Annotated in this window: 16 protein-coding genes and 1 pseudogene; 8 read left to right on the forward strand and 9 right to left on the reverse strand. The window is 59.9% G+C overall.

The features are described 5' to 3' along the window. A partial coding sequence (locus ACILSR_RS29290; protein ID WP_395753374.1) for a prenyltransferase/squalene oxidase repeat-containing protein occupies window positions 1-1,155 on the forward strand: 1,155 nt, incomplete at its 5' end. Window positions 1,156-1,299: 144 nt separating this feature from the next. Here the strand turns inward: ACILSR_RS29290 and ACILSR_RS29295 are convergent. From ACILSR_RS29295 to ACILSR_RS29305, 3 genes are read right to left on the reverse strand one after another with little or no spacing between them, the layout of a single operon-like run. Beyond that, complete coding sequence (locus tag ACILSR_RS29295; protein WP_395753375.1) at window positions 1,300-2,184, reverse strand: N-acetylmuramoyl-L-alanine amidase-like domain-containing protein; 885 nt, start codon at window positions 2,182-2,184, stop codon at window positions 1,300-1,302. Window positions 2,185-2,191: 7 nt separating this feature from the next. Beyond that, entirely contained in the window at window positions 2,192-2,815 is a 624-nt protein-coding gene (locus ACILSR_RS29300; RefSeq protein WP_395753376.1) for a TPM domain-containing protein, read from the reverse strand. A 38-nt stretch (window positions 2,816-2,853) separates the two neighbouring features. After that, entirely contained in the window at window positions 2,854-3,660 is an 807-nt protein-coding gene (locus ACILSR_RS29305) for an SDR family NAD(P)-dependent oxidoreductase (RefSeq protein ID WP_395753377.1), read from the reverse strand. A 27-nt stretch (window positions 3,661-3,687) separates the two neighbouring features. Between ACILSR_RS29305 and ACILSR_RS29310 the strand changes: the two genes are divergently transcribed. Next, window positions 3,688-4,041: a cupin domain-containing protein gene (locus ACILSR_RS29310; protein WP_395753378.1), complete on the forward strand. Its 354-nt coding sequence runs from the start codon at window positions 3,688-3,690 to the stop codon at window positions 4,039-4,041. A gap of 63 nt (window positions 4,042-4,104) precedes the next feature. On the opposite strand, the pseudogene ACILSR_RS29315 reads toward ACILSR_RS29310, so the two are convergent. The 6 genes and pseudogenes from ACILSR_RS29315 to ACILSR_RS29340 all read right to left on the reverse strand — a co-directional run bounded on the left by ACILSR_RS29315 (window position 4,105) and on the right by ACILSR_RS29340 (window position 11,085). After that, window positions 4,105-5,412 (reverse strand): annotated as a pseudogene (locus tag ACILSR_RS29315) (sulfatase). 148 nt (window positions 5,413-5,560) lie between these two features. Then, window positions 5,561-6,004: a hypothetical protein gene (locus ACILSR_RS29320; protein ID WP_395753379.1), complete on the reverse strand. Its 444-nt coding sequence runs from the start codon at window positions 6,002-6,004 to the stop codon at window positions 5,561-5,563. A gap of 133 nt (window positions 6,005-6,137) precedes the next feature. Next, window positions 6,138-7,838, reverse strand: a complete 1,701-nt coding sequence (locus ACILSR_RS29325) for a sulfatase (RefSeq protein ID WP_395753380.1) — start codon at window positions 7,836-7,838, stop codon at window positions 6,138-6,140. 169 nt (window positions 7,839-8,007) lie between these two features. Continuing rightward, window positions 8,008-8,430 (reverse strand): hypothetical protein, encoded by a 423-nt coding sequence (locus tag ACILSR_RS29330; RefSeq protein ID WP_395753381.1) that lies wholly within the window; start codon window positions 8,428-8,430, stop codon window positions 8,008-8,010. Window positions 8,431-8,494: 64 nt separating this feature from the next. Further along, window positions 8,495-10,378, reverse strand: coding sequence for a bifunctional serine/threonine-protein kinase/formylglycine-generating enzyme family protein (locus ACILSR_RS29335; RefSeq protein ID WP_395753382.1), 1,884 nt, complete (start codon window positions 10,376-10,378; stop codon window positions 8,495-8,497). Next, the gene (locus ACILSR_RS29340) at window positions 10,375-11,085 is read right to left on the reverse strand and encodes an RNA polymerase sigma factor (protein WP_395753383.1); all 711 of its coding nucleotides are present in this window, start codon (window positions 11,083-11,085) and stop codon (window positions 10,375-10,377) included. Before ACILSR_RS29340 ends, ACILSR_RS29335 begins: the two co-directional genes overlap by 4 nt. A gap of 105 nt (window positions 11,086-11,190) precedes the next feature. Between ACILSR_RS29340 and ACILSR_RS29345 the strand changes: the two genes are divergently transcribed. The 6 genes from ACILSR_RS29345 (at window position 11,191) to ACILSR_RS29370 (ending at window position 21,063) form a co-directional block, all read left to right on the forward strand. Then, window positions 11,191-14,019: a choice-of-anchor D domain-containing protein gene (locus tag ACILSR_RS29345; protein ID WP_395753384.1), complete on the forward strand. Its 2,829-nt coding sequence runs from the start codon at window positions 11,191-11,193 to the stop codon at window positions 14,017-14,019. Between the two features lie 116 nt (window positions 14,020-14,135). Then, the gene (locus ACILSR_RS29350; RefSeq protein ID WP_395753385.1) at window positions 14,136-14,633 is read left to right on the forward strand and encodes a fused DSP-PTPase phosphatase/NAD kinase-like protein; all 498 of its coding nucleotides are present in this window, start codon (window positions 14,136-14,138) and stop codon (window positions 14,631-14,633) included. 94 nt (window positions 14,634-14,727) lie between these two features. Continuing rightward, window positions 14,728-17,157 carry a DUF1592 domain-containing protein gene (locus tag ACILSR_RS29355; protein WP_395753386.1) on the forward strand — a complete coding sequence of 810 codons (2,430 nt, stop codon included), beginning with the start codon at window positions 14,728-14,730 and terminating at the stop codon, window positions 17,155-17,157. A 20-nt stretch (window positions 17,158-17,177) separates the two neighbouring features. Continuing rightward, on the forward strand, window positions 17,178-18,554 hold the full coding sequence (locus ACILSR_RS29360) for a DUF1552 domain-containing protein (protein WP_395753387.1): 1,377 nt from the start codon (window positions 17,178-17,180) through the stop codon (window positions 18,552-18,554). Next, window positions 18,551-19,804: a hypothetical protein gene (locus ACILSR_RS29365; protein WP_395753388.1), complete on the forward strand. Its 1,254-nt coding sequence runs from the start codon at window positions 18,551-18,553 to the stop codon at window positions 19,802-19,804. The genes ACILSR_RS29360 and ACILSR_RS29365 overlap by 4 nt, the downstream gene beginning before the upstream one ends. Then, window positions 19,804-21,063 (forward strand): hypothetical protein, encoded by a 1,260-nt coding sequence (locus ACILSR_RS29370; protein WP_395753389.1) that lies wholly within the window; start codon window positions 19,804-19,806, stop codon window positions 21,061-21,063. Before ACILSR_RS29365 ends, ACILSR_RS29370 begins: the two co-directional genes overlap by 1 nt. Window positions 21,064-21,078: the final 15 nt, after the last annotated feature.

Consider the following 21,078-nt stretch of genomic DNA (forward strand, 5'->3'; position numbering starts at 1 on the left):
GGCACCGGTGGTGCCGGTGGCGGCTTTGGCAAAGGCATGGGCATGGGCGCAGCCAACGGCTTCGTGACCCTGCCACCGTCCATGCGCAGCCGCTGCTCCACTCAGGAGCGCTTGGAAAAGCTGCGTCAAAATGGCGGCTCACCTGAGTGCGAGGCTGCGGTCTCCGCTTCTCTCGAATGGCTGAAGACCAAGCAGAATCCCGATGGATCCTGGGGGCGCAACAGCAAGTGCGCCTTCACCGGTCTGGCCCTCCTTTGCTATCTTGGCCGTTGTGAGACTCCCGAGTCCCCCTTCTATGGCGACAACGTCACCAAGGGCATCATGTTCCTTTTGGAAGCACAAAAGAAGAACAAGAACAAGCTTTTCAGCCAGGCTGAAAAAGGAAACGCGCCCGTCTATGAGCACGGCATTGCCACCTATGCGCTCGGTGAAATGTACACCCTGGCCCGTCTGGGCAGCAAGAGCCTCCCCGGCATGCGCGAGGCCTTTGAGCAGGGCGTGAAGATCATCATCGACAATCAGCAGGACAGCGGCAGCTGGGTTTACGACACCGAAACCGGGTTCTATGCCGGCAAGAAGAGCCGTGAAGATCTTTCCGTCGCTGGCTGGCAGTTCCAGGCCCTGAAAGCGGCCAAAAATACCGGTCTCAAAATCGATGGACTTCACACGGCCATCACCAAGATGACCAAGTACCTCGAAGACAAGCAGACGAAGGACGGTGGCTTTGGCGTCGCCAATCGTGACGCCCATTACAATCAGTGGAGTCTCTCCGGCGTTGGTATCCTTGGACTGCAAACCATGGCCAAAGGCAAAACCACCCCGATCAAAAAAGGCATCGGTTTCCTGCGCGACTTCATCACCGCCGAGCCGCTGGACTGGAACAAGAACTGCAACCTCTACTGCTGGTACTATTACACACAGGCCTTCTTCCAGCAGGGTGGAGATGACTGGAAGTTCTACAATCAGCAGTTCCTGCCGCAGATCCTCTCCGCCCAGCAGCCTGATGGCTCCTTCAAACGTGGCCGCCCCAACTGGCCCGCCGGTGACGCCGCTGACGAAATCTACCGCCAGTGCCTCTGCACCCTCCAGCTCGAGGTCTTCTACCGCTACCTCAAAGTCGGCGATCGCGAGGAAGCGAACTTCTTTGATAAGTAAGGGAGGGACGCAGACTGCTCCCCCTGTGGGCATTTGAACTTAGTTAGCCGGAAGACCATTGACCCTTTTCCGTATTGATGGCACCAGGCGTGTCTTTCTCCGAAGGCTTGGCGGAGATCAACCCATCAATACCTAACAAGGCGCTCACCGCGGTCTTCCCACGATGATTCCTGCGTGGCTCTTCACTGAATAAAGGTACTCATGGATGGTCTTGTCCACGACCACCTTTTTGTAGGTCGCTGAGGCATGCATAAAATGGCAGGTGCCGTCGGTGGTCCTTAGGGCGAGGCCTACGTGGGAGCAGAACACGTGGGGGCGGTTTGTCACGATGCCGATGATGTCGCCGCTCTGGATCCGGGGTTCACTGGCCGCCACCTGATCTTTGGGGATGAAATCAAAAGGGACACGTTCGAGACGGGATTCGATCTGACGCATCGCCGGGACTAGGCTAGGATCGGCGCGCAGGTAGCGATACAGCTTCGGATTCAGTGACATCTCATCATTGCTGCGTCCCGTCAGCCGCACAACAGGCCCCACATCACGCGTCACATTGCGAATGTTCCCACGTGCCGCGTTGTCCGTGTACCATTCGTCCAGGTAGTGAATGCGATCGAGATAGCCACCGCGGCAGACACCGCCACGATAGCGTGTCTCCTCGATCTCACGCAGCAGATCGGACGGCCCATAGGCGCTCTGGCGCCTGCCGATCATACGCGCCAGCCCCAGCGATACCTCGAAAAACGTCCAGCAGTCCAGTCCCATCAGATTCACGGAAGGGGACTCAACGCGATCATCGATCTCAAGCGTCCAGCCGACGTACTTGATGCCGCGCAGGGCCTGACCAAACTGCGCCACGCGTGCTCCCATGGGCAGCGCCGCCCAGTTTTCCGCTACAGCGCGGGCCACGATCTGCTGAAATTTTTCCACGCCTTTAAAGGTCACCGCCTGCGGCAAATACTCTGCGGCTCGCAGCAGTGCCGAGCCACCGCCCAGCAAGCCCAAATGTAACAAATGACGACGCGTCAGCATGGCACTATCAATACAGGTTTTCCGCCATTCCTAAAGCATCTTCTCCTGTCGCGCAGGCATTCAGCCACTGGGATTCCGGCACCAAACCAAATTGTTTGGGAACCAGGCGGCACATCTCCACGAGCTGCCGGTCCAGCTCTCGTGCAAAGGATTCGATGGCTTGAGCAAAGCGCCTGCGCCGCAGCGGCTGCTCCGCGGCCTGCAGGCAGGATTGAAGGTGAACTTCCTGCAGGAAGGGTTCCAGCCCGTAACCGACCATGGTGATCGCCTGGTCGGTGCTGGTGTCCACAAGCAGCATCACGAGGTGGTTTGCGCCGCCCTTTTCCACGGCGCTCGACAAACTTCCGCGGTTGAAAAGCCAGAAGGCATAGGGCAGCAGCGGTGCCTGGTGGGGCACGTCCATCAACACAACTGCGATGCTGAGCTGTGGAAAGCGACGCTCCACTTCCTCGATCACATGCACCGCGCGTCTCTGTGCAAACGCCCCCAACACGCCAGCGGTGTCTGCAATGGGACCTTGCAGTGACGGCGCAATCCCAAAGGTGCGGTCCGCCAGCTCAAGGGAAAAACCACACTGCCGGCAGGCAGCGTCAGTCTCGATGGAAGGGGCTCGACAGGCAGGGCAACGCACTCAGCAGTGTACAACGCAAGGCACCCTCTGCGCAACGATCATTCCTTGGCAGCACGCCGCTTGAGCAGCCAGCGCAGCATTCTGCGCGGCACCATGCGAAACAACCGGCCAGCAATCGAAACACCGAAGCCGGGAAACACACAAGGGCGCCCATGCTGCAGCGCCGAGAGCGCCTCGTGCACCACCTGCTCAGGCGGAATGCGGAGCAGGCCCTGCCCTTCGCGGTTGGTGTCGGTGCCATCGGCCCGCTTGGCTGACTTGCTGAAATTGGTCGGAGTGGGCCCGGGACACACACAGCTCACGGTGATGCGCTTTGGCGCCAGTTCGATCGACAGTGCTTCCGAAAAACTCGTGACATAGGCCTTTGACGCAGCGTACACCGCGAGGTCGGGCATCGGCAGCGTGCTGGCCAGCGAACTGACGTTCACAATGCCTGCAGGTGCCTCCATGCGCGGCAGCAGCGCATGTGTCAGCATCGTCAGCGCGGTGACGTTCAGCTCGATCTGTGTGCGAGTTTTGTCTGCCGAGGAACTGGCAAAGCTGCCGTAGTCTCCCAAGCCGGCGTTGTTGATGAGCAGGTTGGGGTTCACGCCATTGGCGGAGAGAAAGGAGCACACGGCAGCGCGGCCTCCATCGGTGGCCAAGTCCGCCACACAGCAGAGAATGCGGGCTTTATTGGCGGAGAGCTCCGTCTTCACGGACTCCAGAGCCTCGCCCCTTCGTGCCACCAGCACCAGCAGCTCGGCCTGCGGTGCCAGCTGGCGCGCAAACTCAGCTCCCAGGCCGGAGGACGCGCCAGTGATCACCGCACGGCAGTTTTCGACAGAAAATCCATTCGCCATCATAGGCCGCAGCAGTAACACAGTCCACGCATGACCATCAACCAGCTTTCCGAGCAGAATCCATTCACCACCAAGGACGGCAGCACCATCCGCAGCATCCTGGACCGCACCAATGCGCCCGTGCAAAACCAGAGCCTGGCCGAAGCCGTGGTGCCGGTAGGTCGCCCGACTGAACGCCACTACCACAAGCTCAGCGAGGAGTTCTATTTCATCCTCGAAGGGCAGGGGGCCATGGAGATCGATGGTGAGACCCGCCCAGTAACCCCCGGTGACGCCATCCTCATCCCACCCGGCGCATGGCACCAGATCACCGCCAGCCAGACGCTCCGCTTTCTCTGCTGCTGCGCACCCCCGTATTCGCATGAGGATACCTTTTTCTCGTGAGCGCTTTGAGCATCGATTGAATCGTGGGACAAAGATCCAGGGTGAAGAGGTTATGCCTCTACCCTATTGGAATTTCGGTTTCGCGGTGCTCGCCGCCGGCGTGTCATCTTCGGTTTCGCCGCCCCAGAGCGGGCGTTTGTTTTGGGTGTTCCATTCGTCCCACAGTTTTTGGAGGGCTTTGACTTTGTCGGGGTGTTCGGCGGAGAGGTCGTGTTTTTCGGCGAGATCGCTGGCGAGATTGTAGAGGCCTGTGGTGTAAACCGGTGGCTTCGAAATCTGCTCCATGGTCTTGACCAGTTTCCAGTCGCCCTGACGGATGGCGTATTGGTCGCCGTAGCGCCAGAAAAGGGTGCGCTGAAGTGAGTCGGCTTTGCCGGTGAGATGGGGCAGCAGGTTTACGCCATCGAGCTTCGCATCGGCGGGAATGCTGATGTTCGCTGCGGCCAATGCAGTGGGGAGAATGTCGAGCGAGATGATCACCGTATCCTCCACGCGTCCGGCAGGCAGCGTGCCTTTCCATTGCATCGCGAAGGGCATTCGGATGCCGCCTTCACGCAGGGTGCTCTTGTAACCGCTCAGGGGTGTGTTGTTGGACCCGCTGCCGAAGGGGGCGCCGTTGTCGCTGTGGAAGATGATGAGCGTGCGCTCCTCCTATCCGGAATCACGCAGTGCTTTGAGGACGCGGCCCACGCTTTCATCGAGCAGAGAAATCATCGCCGCGTTCTTCCGGCGTTTGGCATCGGCGATTCCGGTGAAGAGTTTCTCGGAATCGGGAGGTGTCTGCAGCGGCGCATGCGGAGTGAGATAGGCCAAATAGAGATACCACGGCGAGGTCTTGTGCTCGTTGATGTAGTCGGCGGCTTCGCGGCCCATCGCCAAGTCCACATAGGAGTCGTTGGCCATCTCGCGCGTGCCGTTTCGGAAGACGATCAGAGGCGGAAGTTTGTTCTGACCAGGATGAATCAGGTCGAGATCGAAGCCGCGTGCGTTGGGTGCGAATTTCGGCAATGTCGGATTGCCGAGATGCCATTTGCCAATGTGCGCGGTCGCATAGCCGGCATCTTTGAACCAATTGGCCGAGGTCTTTTGATCGACCGGCAGCCCGAAGGACGAACGGTCGGCCAGCGGATGATTGAACTCATGACCGAAGCGCGTCTGATAGCGTCCCGTCAGCAATCCCGCGCGGCTGGGGCTGCACACCGGTGCGGAGACATAGCCGTTAGTAAAACGCACGCCCTTCTGCGCGATTGAATCTAGATTCGGCGTTAGCACATCCTGGCAACCTTGGAATCCTGTGTCTGCGAATCCGAGATCATCGGCGAGGAGATAAAGGATGTTGGGTCTGGTGGGCGCGGAATCAGCGGCACGCAGTTTCGGTGGAAGCGCCTAGAGCGCGACAGCGAGGAAGGTGGCGGTTTTCATGGGATGGATCGTTGCTAAACATTCAAAGCGTAAATCAAGATTCGCGCGTGTCGGAAGAACTGCCGATCTTGCCCCAACCTAGTTCCGGAGAAGCGCTCTACAGACTTAGGATTCGGCATTTGGGGGGGGCGAGGAGCATCACGTTCCGGCGAACGTCCGGCTCCCCAGGCGCGCACCCAGTCCACTCGGCTCCAGGCAGCAGTGACTTGTCCCACGCCGCCGCACCGCTGCGATGCACCAGTTTGTCGGATTTGAAATTCTCTGCGCCCGGGAAAGCCCACTGCGACTTGCGTGCCGGATGCGGGCGGAAACCAGGCGTGTCGCCGACTCGGCCCATGTTGCGGAGGAATAGTTCTCGTGCGGGATAACGCAGCGCGAGTTCGGTCTCGATGCGGCTGTAATCGACATCGAGCGCGGCCAGGCCGTTGCCGAGAAGCACGATGCGTTCGCCCTTCGCTGGCGGGGCGGCTGCTTGCGCCCGCTGTTTGGTCGTCGTGGCAGGCTCGTCGATGAAAGCGTGCGCGGCGGAGGCGGCGTTCATGTCCGGTCAGGTCGCCTTCGCGGCCTCAGAGGTGGCCGGCGCGCAGACCACGAGGGATGAGAGGACCAGGAAGGTGGCGAGGAGACGTTTCGTCATGAAAAGAATCGTGAAGCCTGCAGATGTGATGGACGGCTTACTTCGCCATTTTCCGCTGTTGTTTGCGCAGCTCTCTGGGTGACAGCGGCTTCGGTGGCTGTGGTGGCGGATAGGGCGTGCCGAACTCGCCAAAGGGCTGTTCGAGCGGTGCGAGCTGCTGTTTGAGCTTTGCCTTCATGTCCGCGAGCACGGCGGCATTGGCGGGGTCGGATGCGACGTTCTTGGTGTCCTGCGGAGCGAGTCCGCCGCCCAATTCGAACAACTGATCGGCGTCGAACTGAAAGGCGAAGTCGTCGATGGACTTCATGTAGTTGTTGCCCTGCGTGTGCCAGCGCCACGAGTTGCGGGCGAACTTCCATTGCTCAGGCGTGAGCGTCTCCTTGAACTTCTCGAAGAACTGCTCCGCCTTCGGGCTCATGTGAGGGAAATTCCCAGTGCGATCCACTTCGTCGATCTTTGCTTGCACGTCGGGCGGGTAGCGAAGAGCCACGAATTTCCACTGATCGGTCACGACGGCCTTTGTGTGTCCGTTTTCCAGCAGCAGCGCGTCGCGCCATGGCGCTTTGTCGTCGGCGAGCACGGGCAGGATGCTCCGGCCATCCAATTTCATGCCTTGGGGTGGTGTGATGCCACAGACTTCGAAAATCGTCGGTGCGAAGTCGGTGTTCGCCACGATTCGATCACAGACGGAGCCCGCCTTGAAACGCTGCGGCCACATCATCAGCAACGGAACGCGTGTGCCGCCCTCGTAGAGGGTTTCCTTGCCGCGCTGGTTGTTGTCGGAAAAGACGACAACAAGGGTGTTGTCGAGCAGTTTGAGTTCTTCAAGGCGGTTTACCACCGCTCCGATGCCGCAGTCGAGCCAGTGCATGCCGAACTGCTGTGCCGTTTCCGCACCGGCGGCTTTGGCTGTGTTGTAGATTTCCTTGCGTGAGGGTATCGGCACCTTTGGTGCTTCGGGCAGCAGCCCGCCCTCGGTCACGCGGCCATACTTTGAGTAGTCTTCGAGCAGGAGCTGCGGTTTGACGGGCAGGTGCAGCAGATGTGTGGAGAGATAGAGATAGAACGGCTTCTCCTTGCTCTCATCTATGAAATCCAGCGCGCCCTTCACCTCCACTTCCATGTTGTGACCGTAGTTCGTGCCGGAGAGTTCGACGCCCTTGAGCTGTGATTTGCGGAAATCAATCGGCGCCGCGACGAAATCAAAGCCCCGCTGTTTGATGCGCTCCGTCAGCCACGCACTCCGTTTCTTCAGCCACGCATCCGTCTCAGGATTGAAAACATCGCCGTCTTTGCCGGGGAAGCGGTCGTAATTTTCCGCCTCAAGATGATACTTGCCGACGAAGCCGGTGCGGTAGCCGGCCTGGCGCAGCACATTCGGCACGTTGGGCAGGTCGGCCTCCAGCGTGATGTGGCTGCCGCCCTCGTCGTCATCGGCCGCGGCGTCATCAGCGGCCGCTTCGTGCGCACGTGATGCGTAACGCCCACTGAGACAGGTGTAGCGGCTGGGTATGCACAGCGGCGTCACGGCATAGGCACGGGTGAACTTCACTCCACGCTCTGCGATGCGGTCCATGTGCGGTGTGAGGCTGGTGCCGCCGTAGCACTTGCCCATGTGAACGAAGTCCACGTTGTCGATGATGATAAAGACGACGTTCGGGTGCGCGTTCGCCGCGATGGACGGTTGTCGGATGGCGAGTGTCAAAAGACAGGTGAGGATGAGAAACAGTGGTTTCATTGAGGTCGAAATGATTGGTTGCTCCAAAGATTGACGATGCTGGTAATATCCCGCGGGAAAGACGATGTGCTTGCTCTTTCCTGGGCCGTCGGAATATTTGATAACCAGCTGTGCGGCCGATGCGGAGACCGTGAGGGAGGCAAAAACCGGGGGGCGAGGAGATGTCTCGTCATGATAAGAATTGTGAAGTGTGCTGATTGGATGGACGCATTACTTCGCGATCTTGCGTTATTGTTAGGGTGACACCGGCTTCGGTGTCGGCGCAGGAGGCTGCGTCGAACATGAAGGGGAAATCTGTGAGGTCCCTCAAGACTCCCGTGCCCAGCTTGTGCCAGCGCAGCGAGTTGCTCACGAGCTTCATCAGCTCGGGTGGGAATGTTTCCCTGAACCCGGTGATGATCTTCTTCTTGTCCGTCGTCAGCGGCGGATAGGTCCCGGTGTGGTCGGCTTTCTCGATCTCGGCCTGCCTCTCGGGCGAGTATCGTAACGCAACGTATTTCATCTTGTCGGTCACAATTGCGCGGGGCAGGCCGTTTTCCATTAGCCGGCTCGTAAAGGCTGGCTTTGTCACTCCTGTTTCTAATTCGCTCATTGGTGTTGAATGCTCGGCTTGACCTTCAAAAAAGGAGCCGAAACCAATCGGCTCTTGCAGAATCTTACTTCTTTGTCGTCGCGGGCTTCATGGAGAGATCGAGGACGACGCGAAAGCCGTAGTTCGCTTGGGCGCGGCCAGGACGGGCGCCCAAATGAAAGTCGGGCCTGGCCTGGCGAGCCTGGCCGGTGGCCCACGACCCACCCCGAAGGCCGTAAAGCACGAGGCTGCCTTCGCCGACGCTGTCAGGTGCCGGTGTGTCCACCCATTCAGCGACGTTGCCGAACAGGTCGTAAAGGCCGAGCGAGTTTGGTTTGAAGCTGCCAACGGGCGCGGTGCGTGGGAAGGGATCGCGCCGGTCAAAACGCGGCGTGTCAGAAGGCCAGTCATCGAGGTCGGCGACCTCGATGCCAGCGAAGTTGGCCTGCGCGGTGGCGTCTTCGCGCTGCCAGTTCGTTGTATCGAAGGTGGCGATGAAATTCCACTCAGCCTCGCGGGGCAGGCGATAGGCCTGCTGAGTGTTGAGGCGACCCTCCTGGCGCTCCTTCCACGTGAGCCATGCGCAGAATAGACGCGCTTCGACAAGGTCGATGCCGGTGACGGGATGATCCGGCGTCTGTGCAAAGCCAGGCGCGTCCCAGGTGGAGAGTTTTTCGTTCCGCAGGTCCATCTGCTCGCGTCCGGTTTTAAAGCCGCGCATCTGCTTGCGTTGACTGTTGAGGCCGATGCGCCACTCTGGCAGCACGGCGTTTTCGGCTTTGCTGAAAGCAATGTAGTCGCGCAGCCGCGTTTCATACATGCTGACGAGCAGTGGTTGATTTGGCAAAGGCACGAACTTCATGCCGAGGCTGTTCTCCCAAGGCTTTTCTTTGGCTGCGGAGACTGGCTGGGCGAAAAGGGGCTTCACCGCCTCAAAGTGGCGGGAGAGCACGAACCATGCGCCGAGAGCTCCGCCGAGCACCAGCACACCCAAAGCGGCCGTGAACGCGAAAACGAGTCTCGAGCGCTTTTTCCGCGAAGCATGAGCGGCGGCGACTTTTCGTACGTGAACGGCCAGGTCAGCGACGGAGGCTGTGCGGCGTTGCGGATCATCGGCGAGAGCTTCGGCGAGGATGCTGTCGATGCGTTTGTCGATGCCGATACGCTGAGAAAGCGGTGTGTACCGCCCCATTGGCACCGCACCGCAGAGCAGTTCATAAAGCAGAACACCAAGCGCATAGACATCGCTGCGCTGATCGGCCACACCGGCCTGGCGTGTGACCTCCGGGGCGATGTAGTAGGGGGTGCCAAAAGTGTCCCGCGTTTGGGTGAAGCCATACCAGCGCGAATCGTCCACGAGCGTCTTCGCGAGGCCGAAGTCGGCGATTTTGACTGTTCCATCGCTGCCAACGAGGATGTTCGCAGGCTTGATGTCACGATGCACGACACCGTGCTCGTGCGCATGGGCGATGCCAGCGCAGACCTTGTCGTAAATTTCGAAAGCTTTCGTTATTTCCAGGCGCTGCGCTTTGAGTAATCGACGGAGGTCGCAGCCGTCGATGAACTCGCTGGCGAAAAAGTGCCGCCCATCTGCGGTGATGCCCTGGTCCAAAACGCAAATGACATTCTCATGGCTGAGCAGAGAAATGGCGCTGACTTCATTTTCAAACCGTGCCGTGACTTCCGGATCGCGTGTCAAACGGCCTGCGACCACCTTGATGGCGACGATTCGATCATCGCTCAGCCTGCTGGCTCGATACACCTCGCCCATGCCACCTCCGCCGATGAGCTCACGGACCTCGTATCCTTCGATCTGCAAGGCGACTGCATCTTTTTCCGAGGGAGAGGCTTCTTCGAGCAGATCGAGCAGGCCGTTTCGCATGCTGCGAGCCACGCAGGCCGGGCAGAGACCGTTCACAAGTAGAGCGGGGTCCAGCGATGAGCCGCAGTTGGGACAGGCGGCGCTCATGTGGTTTCGCCAAGCACGGAGAGAAGATAGCGCAGCTCTGTTTCGACATCGCCACCGGTTTCCAGAGTAGCGGCGACCTCGGAGCGCAGTTCATCGGCGAGGCGTTTCCTCGCGCGGTGTATTTCCAGCTTTACATGCCCTTCTGTCATGCCCAAGGCAGCCCCAAGCTCGGCGTAAGGTTTCATTTTTTCCGGATTTGCCAGTCCAGCCTTCAGCGCCTCGAACAGCGGGGCACGTCCACGTTCCTCGAAGTGTGCCGCCATGCGGTCCATCGAACGACGGAGCACCGACCAGGCCCAGCGGCGGTCAAACCAGGAATCCGCACGCTCCGGTGCCGCAGGCACGTCAAAGTGCTCCATCTCGTCCATCGACACGATGGTCTGTCCACCACCGCGTTTTTTCCTGGCTGCATCCCGTCGCTCATTGGAGAGGTGATTGCGCACGGACTGCATGATGTAGCTGCGCAGCCGCCCGCGTTCCCGTGCAACCTTGTGGAGATAGCCCCTGGAGATGAAATCCGCCAGGAAGTCCTGCGTGAAGTCGCGTGCCTCCTCTCTCGCGCACCCAAGCGCCCTCAGATAGGTGTAAATGGCAGGCCAGTAGGCTTTGCAAATCTCCTCGAGCGCGTCGCGTGATTCAGGCGTGTCTGCTTGCGCAGCAAGCACCCGAGTCCAGGCAGTGGCAGGAAAGGGAGCACGGGAAGGCATGATTGAAAGAAGGGGCAATATAGGCGGCCAGAGCCAAATGGCGATGAATTTGTAACCTGGCCGCTTCACCGGTGCTGCCTGCATTGCACCTCCTTGTCTCATCGCATGAAAATAGCTCTGCTTGCCCTTTCCTACCTGTTCCTGGTCTCATCGGCCCTCTCACAAATCCCGCAAAACTGGTCGCCGAACTTTGCGGCACCGGAAGTGAATGGTGAACTGCTTGCAGTCGTGGAATCGGCGGACGCCTATTATATTGGAGGTGTGTTCACCCGCATCGGCGGAGTGAGCACCAACGCCATTGCTCGCATCGACAAGGTCACGGGTGCGGCCTCGGCCTTGGGCACTGGGATGATGAACGGCTCATCCACCGGTAGTGTGTCCTCGCTCGCAGTTGTGGGTGCGGATGTGTATGCTGCGGGCACTTTCACCACCGCGGGCGGAGTGACGGCCTCGCGCATCGCAAAGTGGAATGGGGTGTCTTGGTCAGCGCTGGGCAGCGGGGTGAACGCCAGCGTGCGCAATCTGGAGGCGCAGGGCACGGACTTGATCGTGGTAGGCAGCTTCACCGGCGCTGGTGGCGTGACAGGCGCGAACCGGATTGCACGATGGAACGGCAGCGCGTGGTCGGTGATCGGCAGCACGGGTGCCAGCGCCACGGTGGATGGACTTCTGGTGGACGGGACGGACATCTACGTCGCGGGCGATTTCGGAACGATTGGCGGTGTCTCGGCCTCGCGTGCGGCGAAATGGGACGGCACCACCTGGTCTGCACTCGGCAGCGGGCTGAACGGCAGCGGCAACAGCATCGCGAAGCTCGGCAGCGACATTTACTTCGGCGGTTCCTTCAGCACAGCAGGCGGCGTTGCCTCGCCGCGCGTCGCGCGCTGGGATGGCAGCGCATGGTCATCGGCGTCGCTTCCGCTCACGGGCGCAGACGGCTTTGTGCTCTGTCTTGCTGCAGCAGGCGGCAATCTATATGCAGGGGGGCGCTACACGACGGCGGCAAACAGCAGCCAGGCGGGCAACCGCATCTCTCGTTGGAATGGCACAAGCTGGTCGGCCGTGGGCGATGACAGCGTGAATGATTATGTGAATCACCTCATCACCAGCGGCAGCAGCGTGATCGCCGTGGGACGATTCACGGGGCCGCAGAGCCACATCGCACGCTTCGATGGCACCGCCTGGCAGTCGATGCTTGATGGTCTCGGCAAAGGCCTGGATGCGGATGGCTATTCCATCGTCGAGCTGAACGGCAAAATCTACGTCAGCGGCGATTTCACCCATGCAGGCACTCTGGAGGTCAATCACGTGGCCTGCTACGACAAGGCCACCAACACCTGGTCGGCGCTGCCAGGCATCCCAGGCGGGAGCCTCGTTGTTCATAATGGTGAACTTTATGCCTGTTACTTCACCGATACACCCGCGCCCCCCTATCCCTGCACCATTGCAAAATGGACCGGAAGCACCTGGGTCACGGTGGGAAATCTGGAGGCCAGTTTGGCGGGCTATCCGGCGAGCATCGGCGGCGCACTCTACATTTACGGTGACATCTCGAGCGCCAACGGCACGCCCATCAATCATATCGCCAAATGGGACGGCACGACGTGGAGCGATGCGGGCAACGGCCTTGCCTTGAACAGTGATTCCTTCATACAGGCGATGTGCGCGGTGAACGGCCAGCTTTACGCCTCGGCCTTCATCTACATCAGCGACGCGGACAACCAGACGAGCACGGTCTTCCAATGGAGCGGCAGTGCGTGGACCACGCATAGCACTGACATCAAACCGCTGATCAACTGCATGACCGCCATGGGTAACGATCTCGTCGTCGGCGGCACCATCGCCTCCATCAACGGAGTCCCGGCGACCAACAACGTGCTGCGCTGGACCGGCACCAGTTGGAGCGCCCTTGGCACGGGTGTGGCCATTGATGGCGGAGTGACTGTGCTCAAATACACTCACGGCCTCCTTTTCGCCGGTTCCCAGAATAGCCTTGAACCTCTGCATGAGTGGAACGGCAGCACCTGGGAAGAGGTGGGCGGCGGCCCCGACTGGGATGTATGGGGCATGACGGTGCTAGGCGACGAGTTGTTTGTCACCGGCAGTTTCACCGAGGCAGGAACAATCATCTATACTGGCGAAGGATTGATCAATTATGCCACAAGCTCTAATTACATCGGCAGTTACCCGCTCACGCCCGAGATCGCCGTCGAGCAACCGGTGAACACGAACCTCGTCGATGGAAGCACGAGCATTGATTTCGGCAGTGTCGCCACTGGTGCGGGTGCGACGCTCACGTTCACGATTCGCAGTGCCGGGACGATTCCATTGCTGAACCTCAGCATTATCAAGGACGGTGCGGACAGCGGTGATTTCACCCTGGGCACGGTGCCCGCAGTGCTCGAAGACAACACCAGCACCACCTTTACCGTGGCCTTCGCTCCAAGCGCAACCGGAGTTCGGAATGCCGCCATCCACATCGCCAGCAGCGACGCGGATGAGAGTTCCTTCGACATCACTCTCACCGGCACAGGAACGGTCAGTCTGAGTGCCATCGAATCCTGGCGTCAGACATGGTTTGGCATTACCAGCAATACCGGGGCTGCTGCGGACGATGCCGACTCCGATCACGACGGCCTCGCTAATATGATGGAGTTCGCACTCGGCATGAATCCGACTGCGGCCGGGGCACCCAACTTTCAAACGACGCTCTCCGGCGGTGCCTTCGAGCTCACCTACAATCGCATGAAGACCGCCGTCACCGCCGGCTACACTTTCCATGTGACATGGACCGAAACTCTCAACGGTCTTGATTGGAGCGAAGCTGGCGTGATCGAGAGTGTGGTTGCTGACAGTGGGACCGTGCAGACCGTAAAGGCCACGATTCCTGCCGGATCAGCCGGACGACGCTTTGTGCGGCTGGAGGTGCGATGACATGTTCACTAGTTTTTAGAGGGGGGATGGCCACTCTGGATGCCTGGACATAAAATGGCAAAACCGGGTGTTGCTTCGTTCACAACGCCTATAGTTTGACGAAGAAACCGAACCACATGCATTCACCGATCCGTCCCTGGTACTGGCCCGAGCGTGGCCAGCCTGAACGCACCGAGCCTTTCACCTGGATTGTGGAGGGCGTGATCGCTGCGTCGTGGTGGCCGGATCCGTATGTGTTTGATCTGTATGACGAGCACGGCATCCGGGCGGTGGTGAACTGCTGCGAGTTTGACAACCGCAAGGATGTGCCACCGCAGTTTGCCTACCACCACATCCATGTGGAGGACTACGGGGTGCCGACGGATGAGCAGATGGAGCGCTTCATGACGCTGATGGAAGAGCACAAAGCAGCCCGCGAGCCCGTGGTGGTGCACTGCGTCGCGGGCTGCGGACGGACGGGGCAGTTCATCGTGGCCTGGTGCGCCAAAGCGGGTCTCATTCCCGCAGGCAGCGATCCGGTGCAGTGGATCCGCGCCCGCCGGAAGTGCTGCCTGGAAACCCGGGAGCAGACGGACTGCGCCAAGCGGTGGATGAACAAGTATCGGTCCAAATGAGGCGGGCATCAGGGCGTTGCCGCCGGAAAGTACCCCCGAAAACTCGTGGGTCGCGCATAAAGGCCGCGGCGGTGGCGTTTTATGGTCACCTTCCATGATGCGTTTCGTTTTCAGCCTTCCAGCCATTTTCATTGCCAGCCTCAGTCTTCGTGCGGCGGAGCCGTTTGACTCTTTTTTAGAGAAGCACTGCATCAGCTGTCACGGCCCCAAGAAGGAGAAGGGGGATTTGCGGATTGATCAGCTTTCGCGTGACTTCAAGCTGGGTGCGGACTCGCATCATTGGGCGGAGATGATCGAGCAGGTCAACTCGGGCGAGATGCCGCCGAAGAAAGAGAAGCAGCCGACGCAGGAGGAGATCGCAGCGTTTGTCGGGAGCCTCGATGCAAAGCTCAAGGAAGGGCGCGCGGCGCGCATGGCGGCGCGACCGGCGGTGGCGCATTATCGCCTGAGCCGGAAGGAGTACCAAAACACGGTGTATGATCTGCTGGGCGTGCGCTACGATCCGACGAAGCCAGGAGAGCTGAATGAGGACACGCGGTGGCATGGATTTGAGCGCATCGGATCTGAACTGACGCTTTCCCCCTCGCATGTGGATCGTTTTTACCGTGCCGCCGGTACGGTGCTGGACCGTGCTTTTCCATCCACGTCTGTTGCTGCGCGGAAAGTGCGCAAGTCGGCGGTGGAACTGCGCTACAACGGCGGAAAGGAGCAGCAGGCAGCGTTGGACAGGTTTGGCATCAAGCGGCCGCTGCGTTACCTGCTCTTCCCGGGCACAGTGCAGAATGCGCTCTCGCCCAACTGGTTTGGCAAGACTGGGCCGGAGGACAGCGGGCTGTATAAAGTGCGCATTCAGGCCAGCGGCATCCGTCCTCCCGGCGGCCAGCCTGCGCACATGAGCATTGGCAAGAGGACGGGTGAAGAGACGGTGGATGGCCTCATCGAGTTCGATCTTACGGCACCAGAAGACAGCCCGAAGGTTTATGAGTTTGAAGTGTTTCTGGAGATGCCTGCGTCGCTGGATTTTTGCATTGTGGCCACCGATGTGGTGGACCGCCGCAGCGGCGCGGCCTTCCGCAATGCGCTTTCCAGCCGAGGTGGCTACATTTTCACTCACAGCAGCGAGCCACTGCTGCTGAACCCGAATGCCCCACAGATGTTTGATGACAAGGGAAACGGCCTTTTCTCGACGGTGCTCCTCGATTGGATTGAATGGGAAGGGCCGCTGGAAACCGAGGCGGAAAAGTCCCGTCGCGCGGGGCTGGTGCCTGCCGATGACGCGACACACGAGGCGGTCGCGGAGCATCTGCAGCGCTTCGCGGAGAGCGCCTGGCGGAGGCCGGTCAAACAGGAGGAACTGGCGGAGTACCTGCAATCCTGCCGTGCTGAACGTGAGGCAGGCGAAAAGATGGCGGATGCCTATCGCGTGGCGATGCAGGGTGTGCTGACCTCAAGAAACTTCCTCTATCTGGTGGAAGGCGATCCGGTTGCCCGCGAACGTCTTACAGACTGGGAACTGGCGACCCGGCTGTCGTATTTTTTATGGAGCTCGATGCCAGATGATGCACTCTTTGCCACGGCCAAAGAAGGCAAGCTGCACGACGAGGGACTGAAGAATGAGGTGGAGCGAATGCTGAAGGACAGCCGGATCAACCGCTTCATCGATGATTTCTCCCGGCAGTGGTTGCAACTGCACCGCGTGGGCATGTTTCCCCCGGACAAGAAACTTTATCCGAACTACGATGCGTGGCTGGAGACCAGCATGCAGGAGGAGCCGGTGGAGTTCTTCCGCGAGATGCTGGTGAAGAATCTGCCCATGGCCGGTTTCCTCGACTCTGACTGGACCATGGCCAATCCCAGGCTCTGCGATTTCTATGGACTGCCGGAGCCCAAAGAGAGCAGTTTTCAGCGCGTTTCTCTCAAGCCCGAGGATCATCGCGGTGGACTGCTCACGATGGGCGCTTCGCTCGGTCTGACTTCGGACGGAACGCGCCATCGTCCGGTGCATCGAGGAGTCTGGCTCAGTGAGGTGATTCTCGGCAGGACACCGCCGCCACCCCCAGCCAATGTGCCCGCCATCGAGCCCAATGCGCCAACGAGCGCGAAGGCCACCCTCCGCGAAAAACTGGAAGCTCATCGCGACAATGCAAACTGCGCCTCCTGCCACGCGAAGATCGATCCCTTGGGAATCGCGTGGGACAACTACGATGCGATCGGCCAATGGCGCACGCGTGAGAAAGTCGCGGCGGGAACCGGTGAGGACCCGCTCGTCAATCCAAGCGGCGAAATGCCCGACGGTCGGCCCTTCAAGGATGCCAACGATTTCAAACGCCTCCTGATTGAGGACCACGACAAGTTTGTCCGAGCCTTCATCGAACACCTCTGCACGTACGGCCTCCGCCGGGTGCTCACCGTCGATGACCAGGACGACCTCAAGGCCATCGCGGCGGAAGCGAAAAAGTCCCAAGGCGGCGTCAAAGACATTGTCCGCGCCGTTGCCCTTTCCAACCTCATGCGCAAACGTTGAACAGCCCCACTCCAAATATTATGAGCAACTATCTATCTCAATCCTGGCTGATCGACCGCCGCCACGCTCTCAAGGCATTCGGCAGCTTCATCTCCCTGCCGTTTCTGGAGTGCATGATCCCGCTTCGCGCTGCCGAGAAGGCGATCGAAACACCAAAGCGCAGCGCTTTTATCTATCTGGCAAACGGTGTGCATTCGCTTAATTACCAGATCACGAAGCCTGGGAAGGACTATCAGTTTTCCCGTTCGCTCAAGCCGCTGGAGAAGCACCGCGATGTCATCACGCCGATCAGTGGTCTGCATCATCCGGGAAGCCTCAGTCATCACCACAATTGCATCAACATTTGGCTGACGGGTGGAAAGCTGGGGCCTTCGGATCGCAACACGATCTCGGTGGACCAGAAGATGGCGGAGATCACCGCGCAGCACACGCGCTATCCGTCGCTGGAAGTCGCGATCACCCAGGAATCGCTCGCCTGGACAGCGGACGGGGTGCGGCTGCCGGCCATGCGCCGCTGCAGTGAAATCTTTGCGTCCATGTTCGCAGAGCCGAAGGGCGGCATCGCAGCGCAGCGGCGGGCCCTGCGCCGGAAGGGCAGCGTGCTTGATGACAACCTCGCGGAAGTACGGCGGATGGAGAAGAAGATGGGCAACGAGGACAAAGGGCGCATGGAGCAATACCTCACCTCCGTGCGTGAGGCGGAAATCCGCACGCGCCGGGCCGATGCATGGCTGGACACGCCGCTGCCTGTCATTTCAGATGCTGATCGTACACGCACCAATCGCGACATCCCCGACACCAAGGCGGGTGATTATTTTCGCACAGTCTATGACCTTATGGTGCTGGCGTTTCAGACGGATGTGACGCGTGTGGCCACCTTCAGCCTGGGCGGGGAAGGGCAGGCGATTTCCATTCCTGAAATTGGGATCACGGAGTCGCGCCATCAGCTCAGTCATCATGGCGGTGATATGGGCTACATGGAGAAGCTCACCAACTACGACACCTTTGCCATTGAGCAGTACAGCTATTTCCTCACCCGGTTGGCGGAGACGAAGGATTTGAGCGGTCAGTCTTTGCTCGGCTCCACCATGTCTCTCTTCGGCAGCGGCATGTCCTACGGCCACAGTCATGGCAATGCAAACCTCCCGCTGGTGTTCGCCGGTGGCACGGATCTCGGCCTGAAGCATGGCAGCCATCTCGACTTCAACCTGGAGGCCGCTGGTTTCCAAGGCTACGCTCTCGGAACTGACGGCGGTCTTACCACCGCGCACTACCAGACCTGCAGCCGTCCGGTGAACACCGACGCGCACATGAGCAACCTGCTGCTCCTCATGGCCCAGCGCATGGGCGTGGAGACAGACACGTTTGGCGACAGCAACCGGGTGATCGCGCTATGATGAAATTCGTTTTTGGTTCTTTGTTCCTGGTTCTGGGTTTGTGTGTCAGCGCAGATGAGCCGTTTCGGCCTGAGGCGGGGAAATTTCCTGCTTTGGAAAAAGCGCTTACGTATCGGGGTGAACTGGTGTTTGTGGATCACGCGAACCGCCGGGGCAGCCTGCGGGTGCAGGGTGAGGGCGGCACTTATTTCCGCAATGCGCCGCATCCCTTCGCGATGCTGCCTTATGGCATCGTGAGTTATCACGGCGCACCGGCGGATCTGCGGGACGTGCCACTTGGCACGGTGATGCGGGTGCGCGCCTTTCTGCCGCCTGATCCGAAGATCTCGGCGGTGCCGGTGCTGCCGGTCGATAACAAGAACAAGATCGCGGGATACAGCGGCACGGGGGTCGCACCGGCTGAGAACCATGTGCTGCTGCTCGAAGACGAACCCAGCTATTGCCAGCACGAGGGGCTGGTCTGGAAGCTCAAGGAACTGGAGCTCAAGAACAATGAGGGGATGATCATCGCCAGCCTCGAACCGAAGGCCGGTGGCGATGGCAAGGCCAGCGAGGAAAAGCTGACGTTCGATGCAGGCACGCGTTTCTGGCGTGGGAAGGAATGCCTCATGCTCGCCGACTTGATCGCTGAAGGGACGTGGCCCAAGGAAGGAAAGAAATCGCTGGAGGGCCAGTCAGTGCTGCTTGGCATTACTTGGAAACCTACACCGGATGGTGTGTTCACCCGCTTCCACATCTCGGACGTCTGGCTGGATGATGTGTCCATGCAGCGAGCGGCCCAAATTCAAACCGAGACGCATAAGACCTTCATCCGCAGCCGCTGGATGCCCGCGTGGGTGGACAATGTGGAGTATGGCAAGTTTGGCCGCGCGACGGTGACTGCGACGTTGTTTGGCGGCATGGACCCGAGCCTTTACGCCGATTTTCAGAAAGGCGGCCAGGTGCTGATGAACGGTGCCGAAAACACCTTGAAGCATGCAGGCGGCGGTTACGGCCCTGCACACATGGCCTCCAAGGGCACCGTGCTTGACGTCACGAAGGCACCAGGAGAGCCTCCGCTGGGCAGCAGCGGCATTCAGGTCCGTTTTGAGACGGATCTCGTCATCGAAGGCATTCGTCCCACGCGAGTCGTTCGCGTGCGCCCGACGACGTGGCCGCAGGTGCAGGTGCCGCGGGAGGAATACCTGGGAGATGGCAATTTCAGCCACGAAGACCGCTTTCCAACTCCGGCAATCTTTCCCAAGTACTGATGATGAAGGCCGCCGTCCTCATGCTCACCGTCCTCGGAAGCCTGTGCGCCTTCGCCGCAGACGAGCCGTTTCGACCTGTGGCGGGAAAGTTTCCGCCTGTGGAAAAAGCGCACTCCTACCGGGGTGAACTGGTGTTTATGGATCATGCGAACCGCCGTGGCAGTCTGCGAGTGCAGGGAAACGGGGTGTTTCGACGGAATGATCCACAGCCCTTTGCCATGCTGCCTTATGGCATGATCTGCTATCATGGTGCGCCGGCGGATCTGCGGGATATTCCGCTTGGGACCGTGATGCACGTCCGGGCCTTTCTGCCTCCCGATCCAAAAATCTCCGCCGTGCCGGTGCTGCCGGTCAACAACAAGGAGAAAGACGCGAACCACCGGCGTGGCATTGGTGTGGCACCTGCCGAGAACCATGTGCTTCTTCTTGAGGACGAGCCCAGCCACTGCCTGCGCGAGAGCAAAGTGTGGAGGCTGAAGGAGGTGGTGCTCAAGAACAACGAAGGCATGATCACCGCCAGCTGTGAGCCGAAGTCAGGTGGTGAGAACAAGGACGACGAAGAAATGCTGAGCTTTGACGCCGCCACCCGCATCTGGCGTGGCCGCGAATGTCTGACGCCAGAAGAAATGGTCGCCGAGGGAGCCTGGCCTGCCAGCGGGAAGAAATCGCTCGGAGGGCAGGGCGCCTTGCTCGGGATCACGTGGAAGCCGACGGAGGGCGGTGTGTTCACCCGCTTCCACATTTCGGACATCTGGCTGGATGACGCCGCCATGCAACGTGCCGCGCATCAGCAGACGGAGGCACACAAGGCTTTCATTCGCAGCCGCTGGATGCCCGCTTGGGTGGATGCCGTCGAGTATGGCAAGTTCGGTCGTGCAACGGTGTCTGTAACACTGTTTGGCGGCATGGACGCCGCGCTCTACGCCGAATTTGAAAATGGCCGGCCGGTGTGGGTGAATGGAGTTGAAAACACTCTGAAACATACAGAAGGCGGCACTGCGGGGCCCACACAACTGGCGTCGAAAGGCACCGTTCGTGAGATTGCGAAGCTGCCTGGCGGGGTGCCGCTGGGAAGCAGCGGCATCCAGATCCGGTTTGAGACGGATCTGATCACAGAAGGGCTTCGGCCCACACGGATCGTTCGTATTCGTCCTGCAAACTGGCCGGACCTCCACCTGCCGCGGGAGGAGTACCTCGACAGTGGGAAATTCAGCCACGAAGACCGCTTTCCGACGCCTGCCATCTTTCCCACGTATTGATAGCTTGCAGACGCT

Origin of the sequence: Prosthecobacter sp. (assembly GCF_044222565.1) — a bacterium.
Lineage (GTDB): Bacteria > Verrucomicrobiota > Verrucomicrobiia > Verrucomicrobiales > Verrucomicrobiaceae > Prosthecobacter.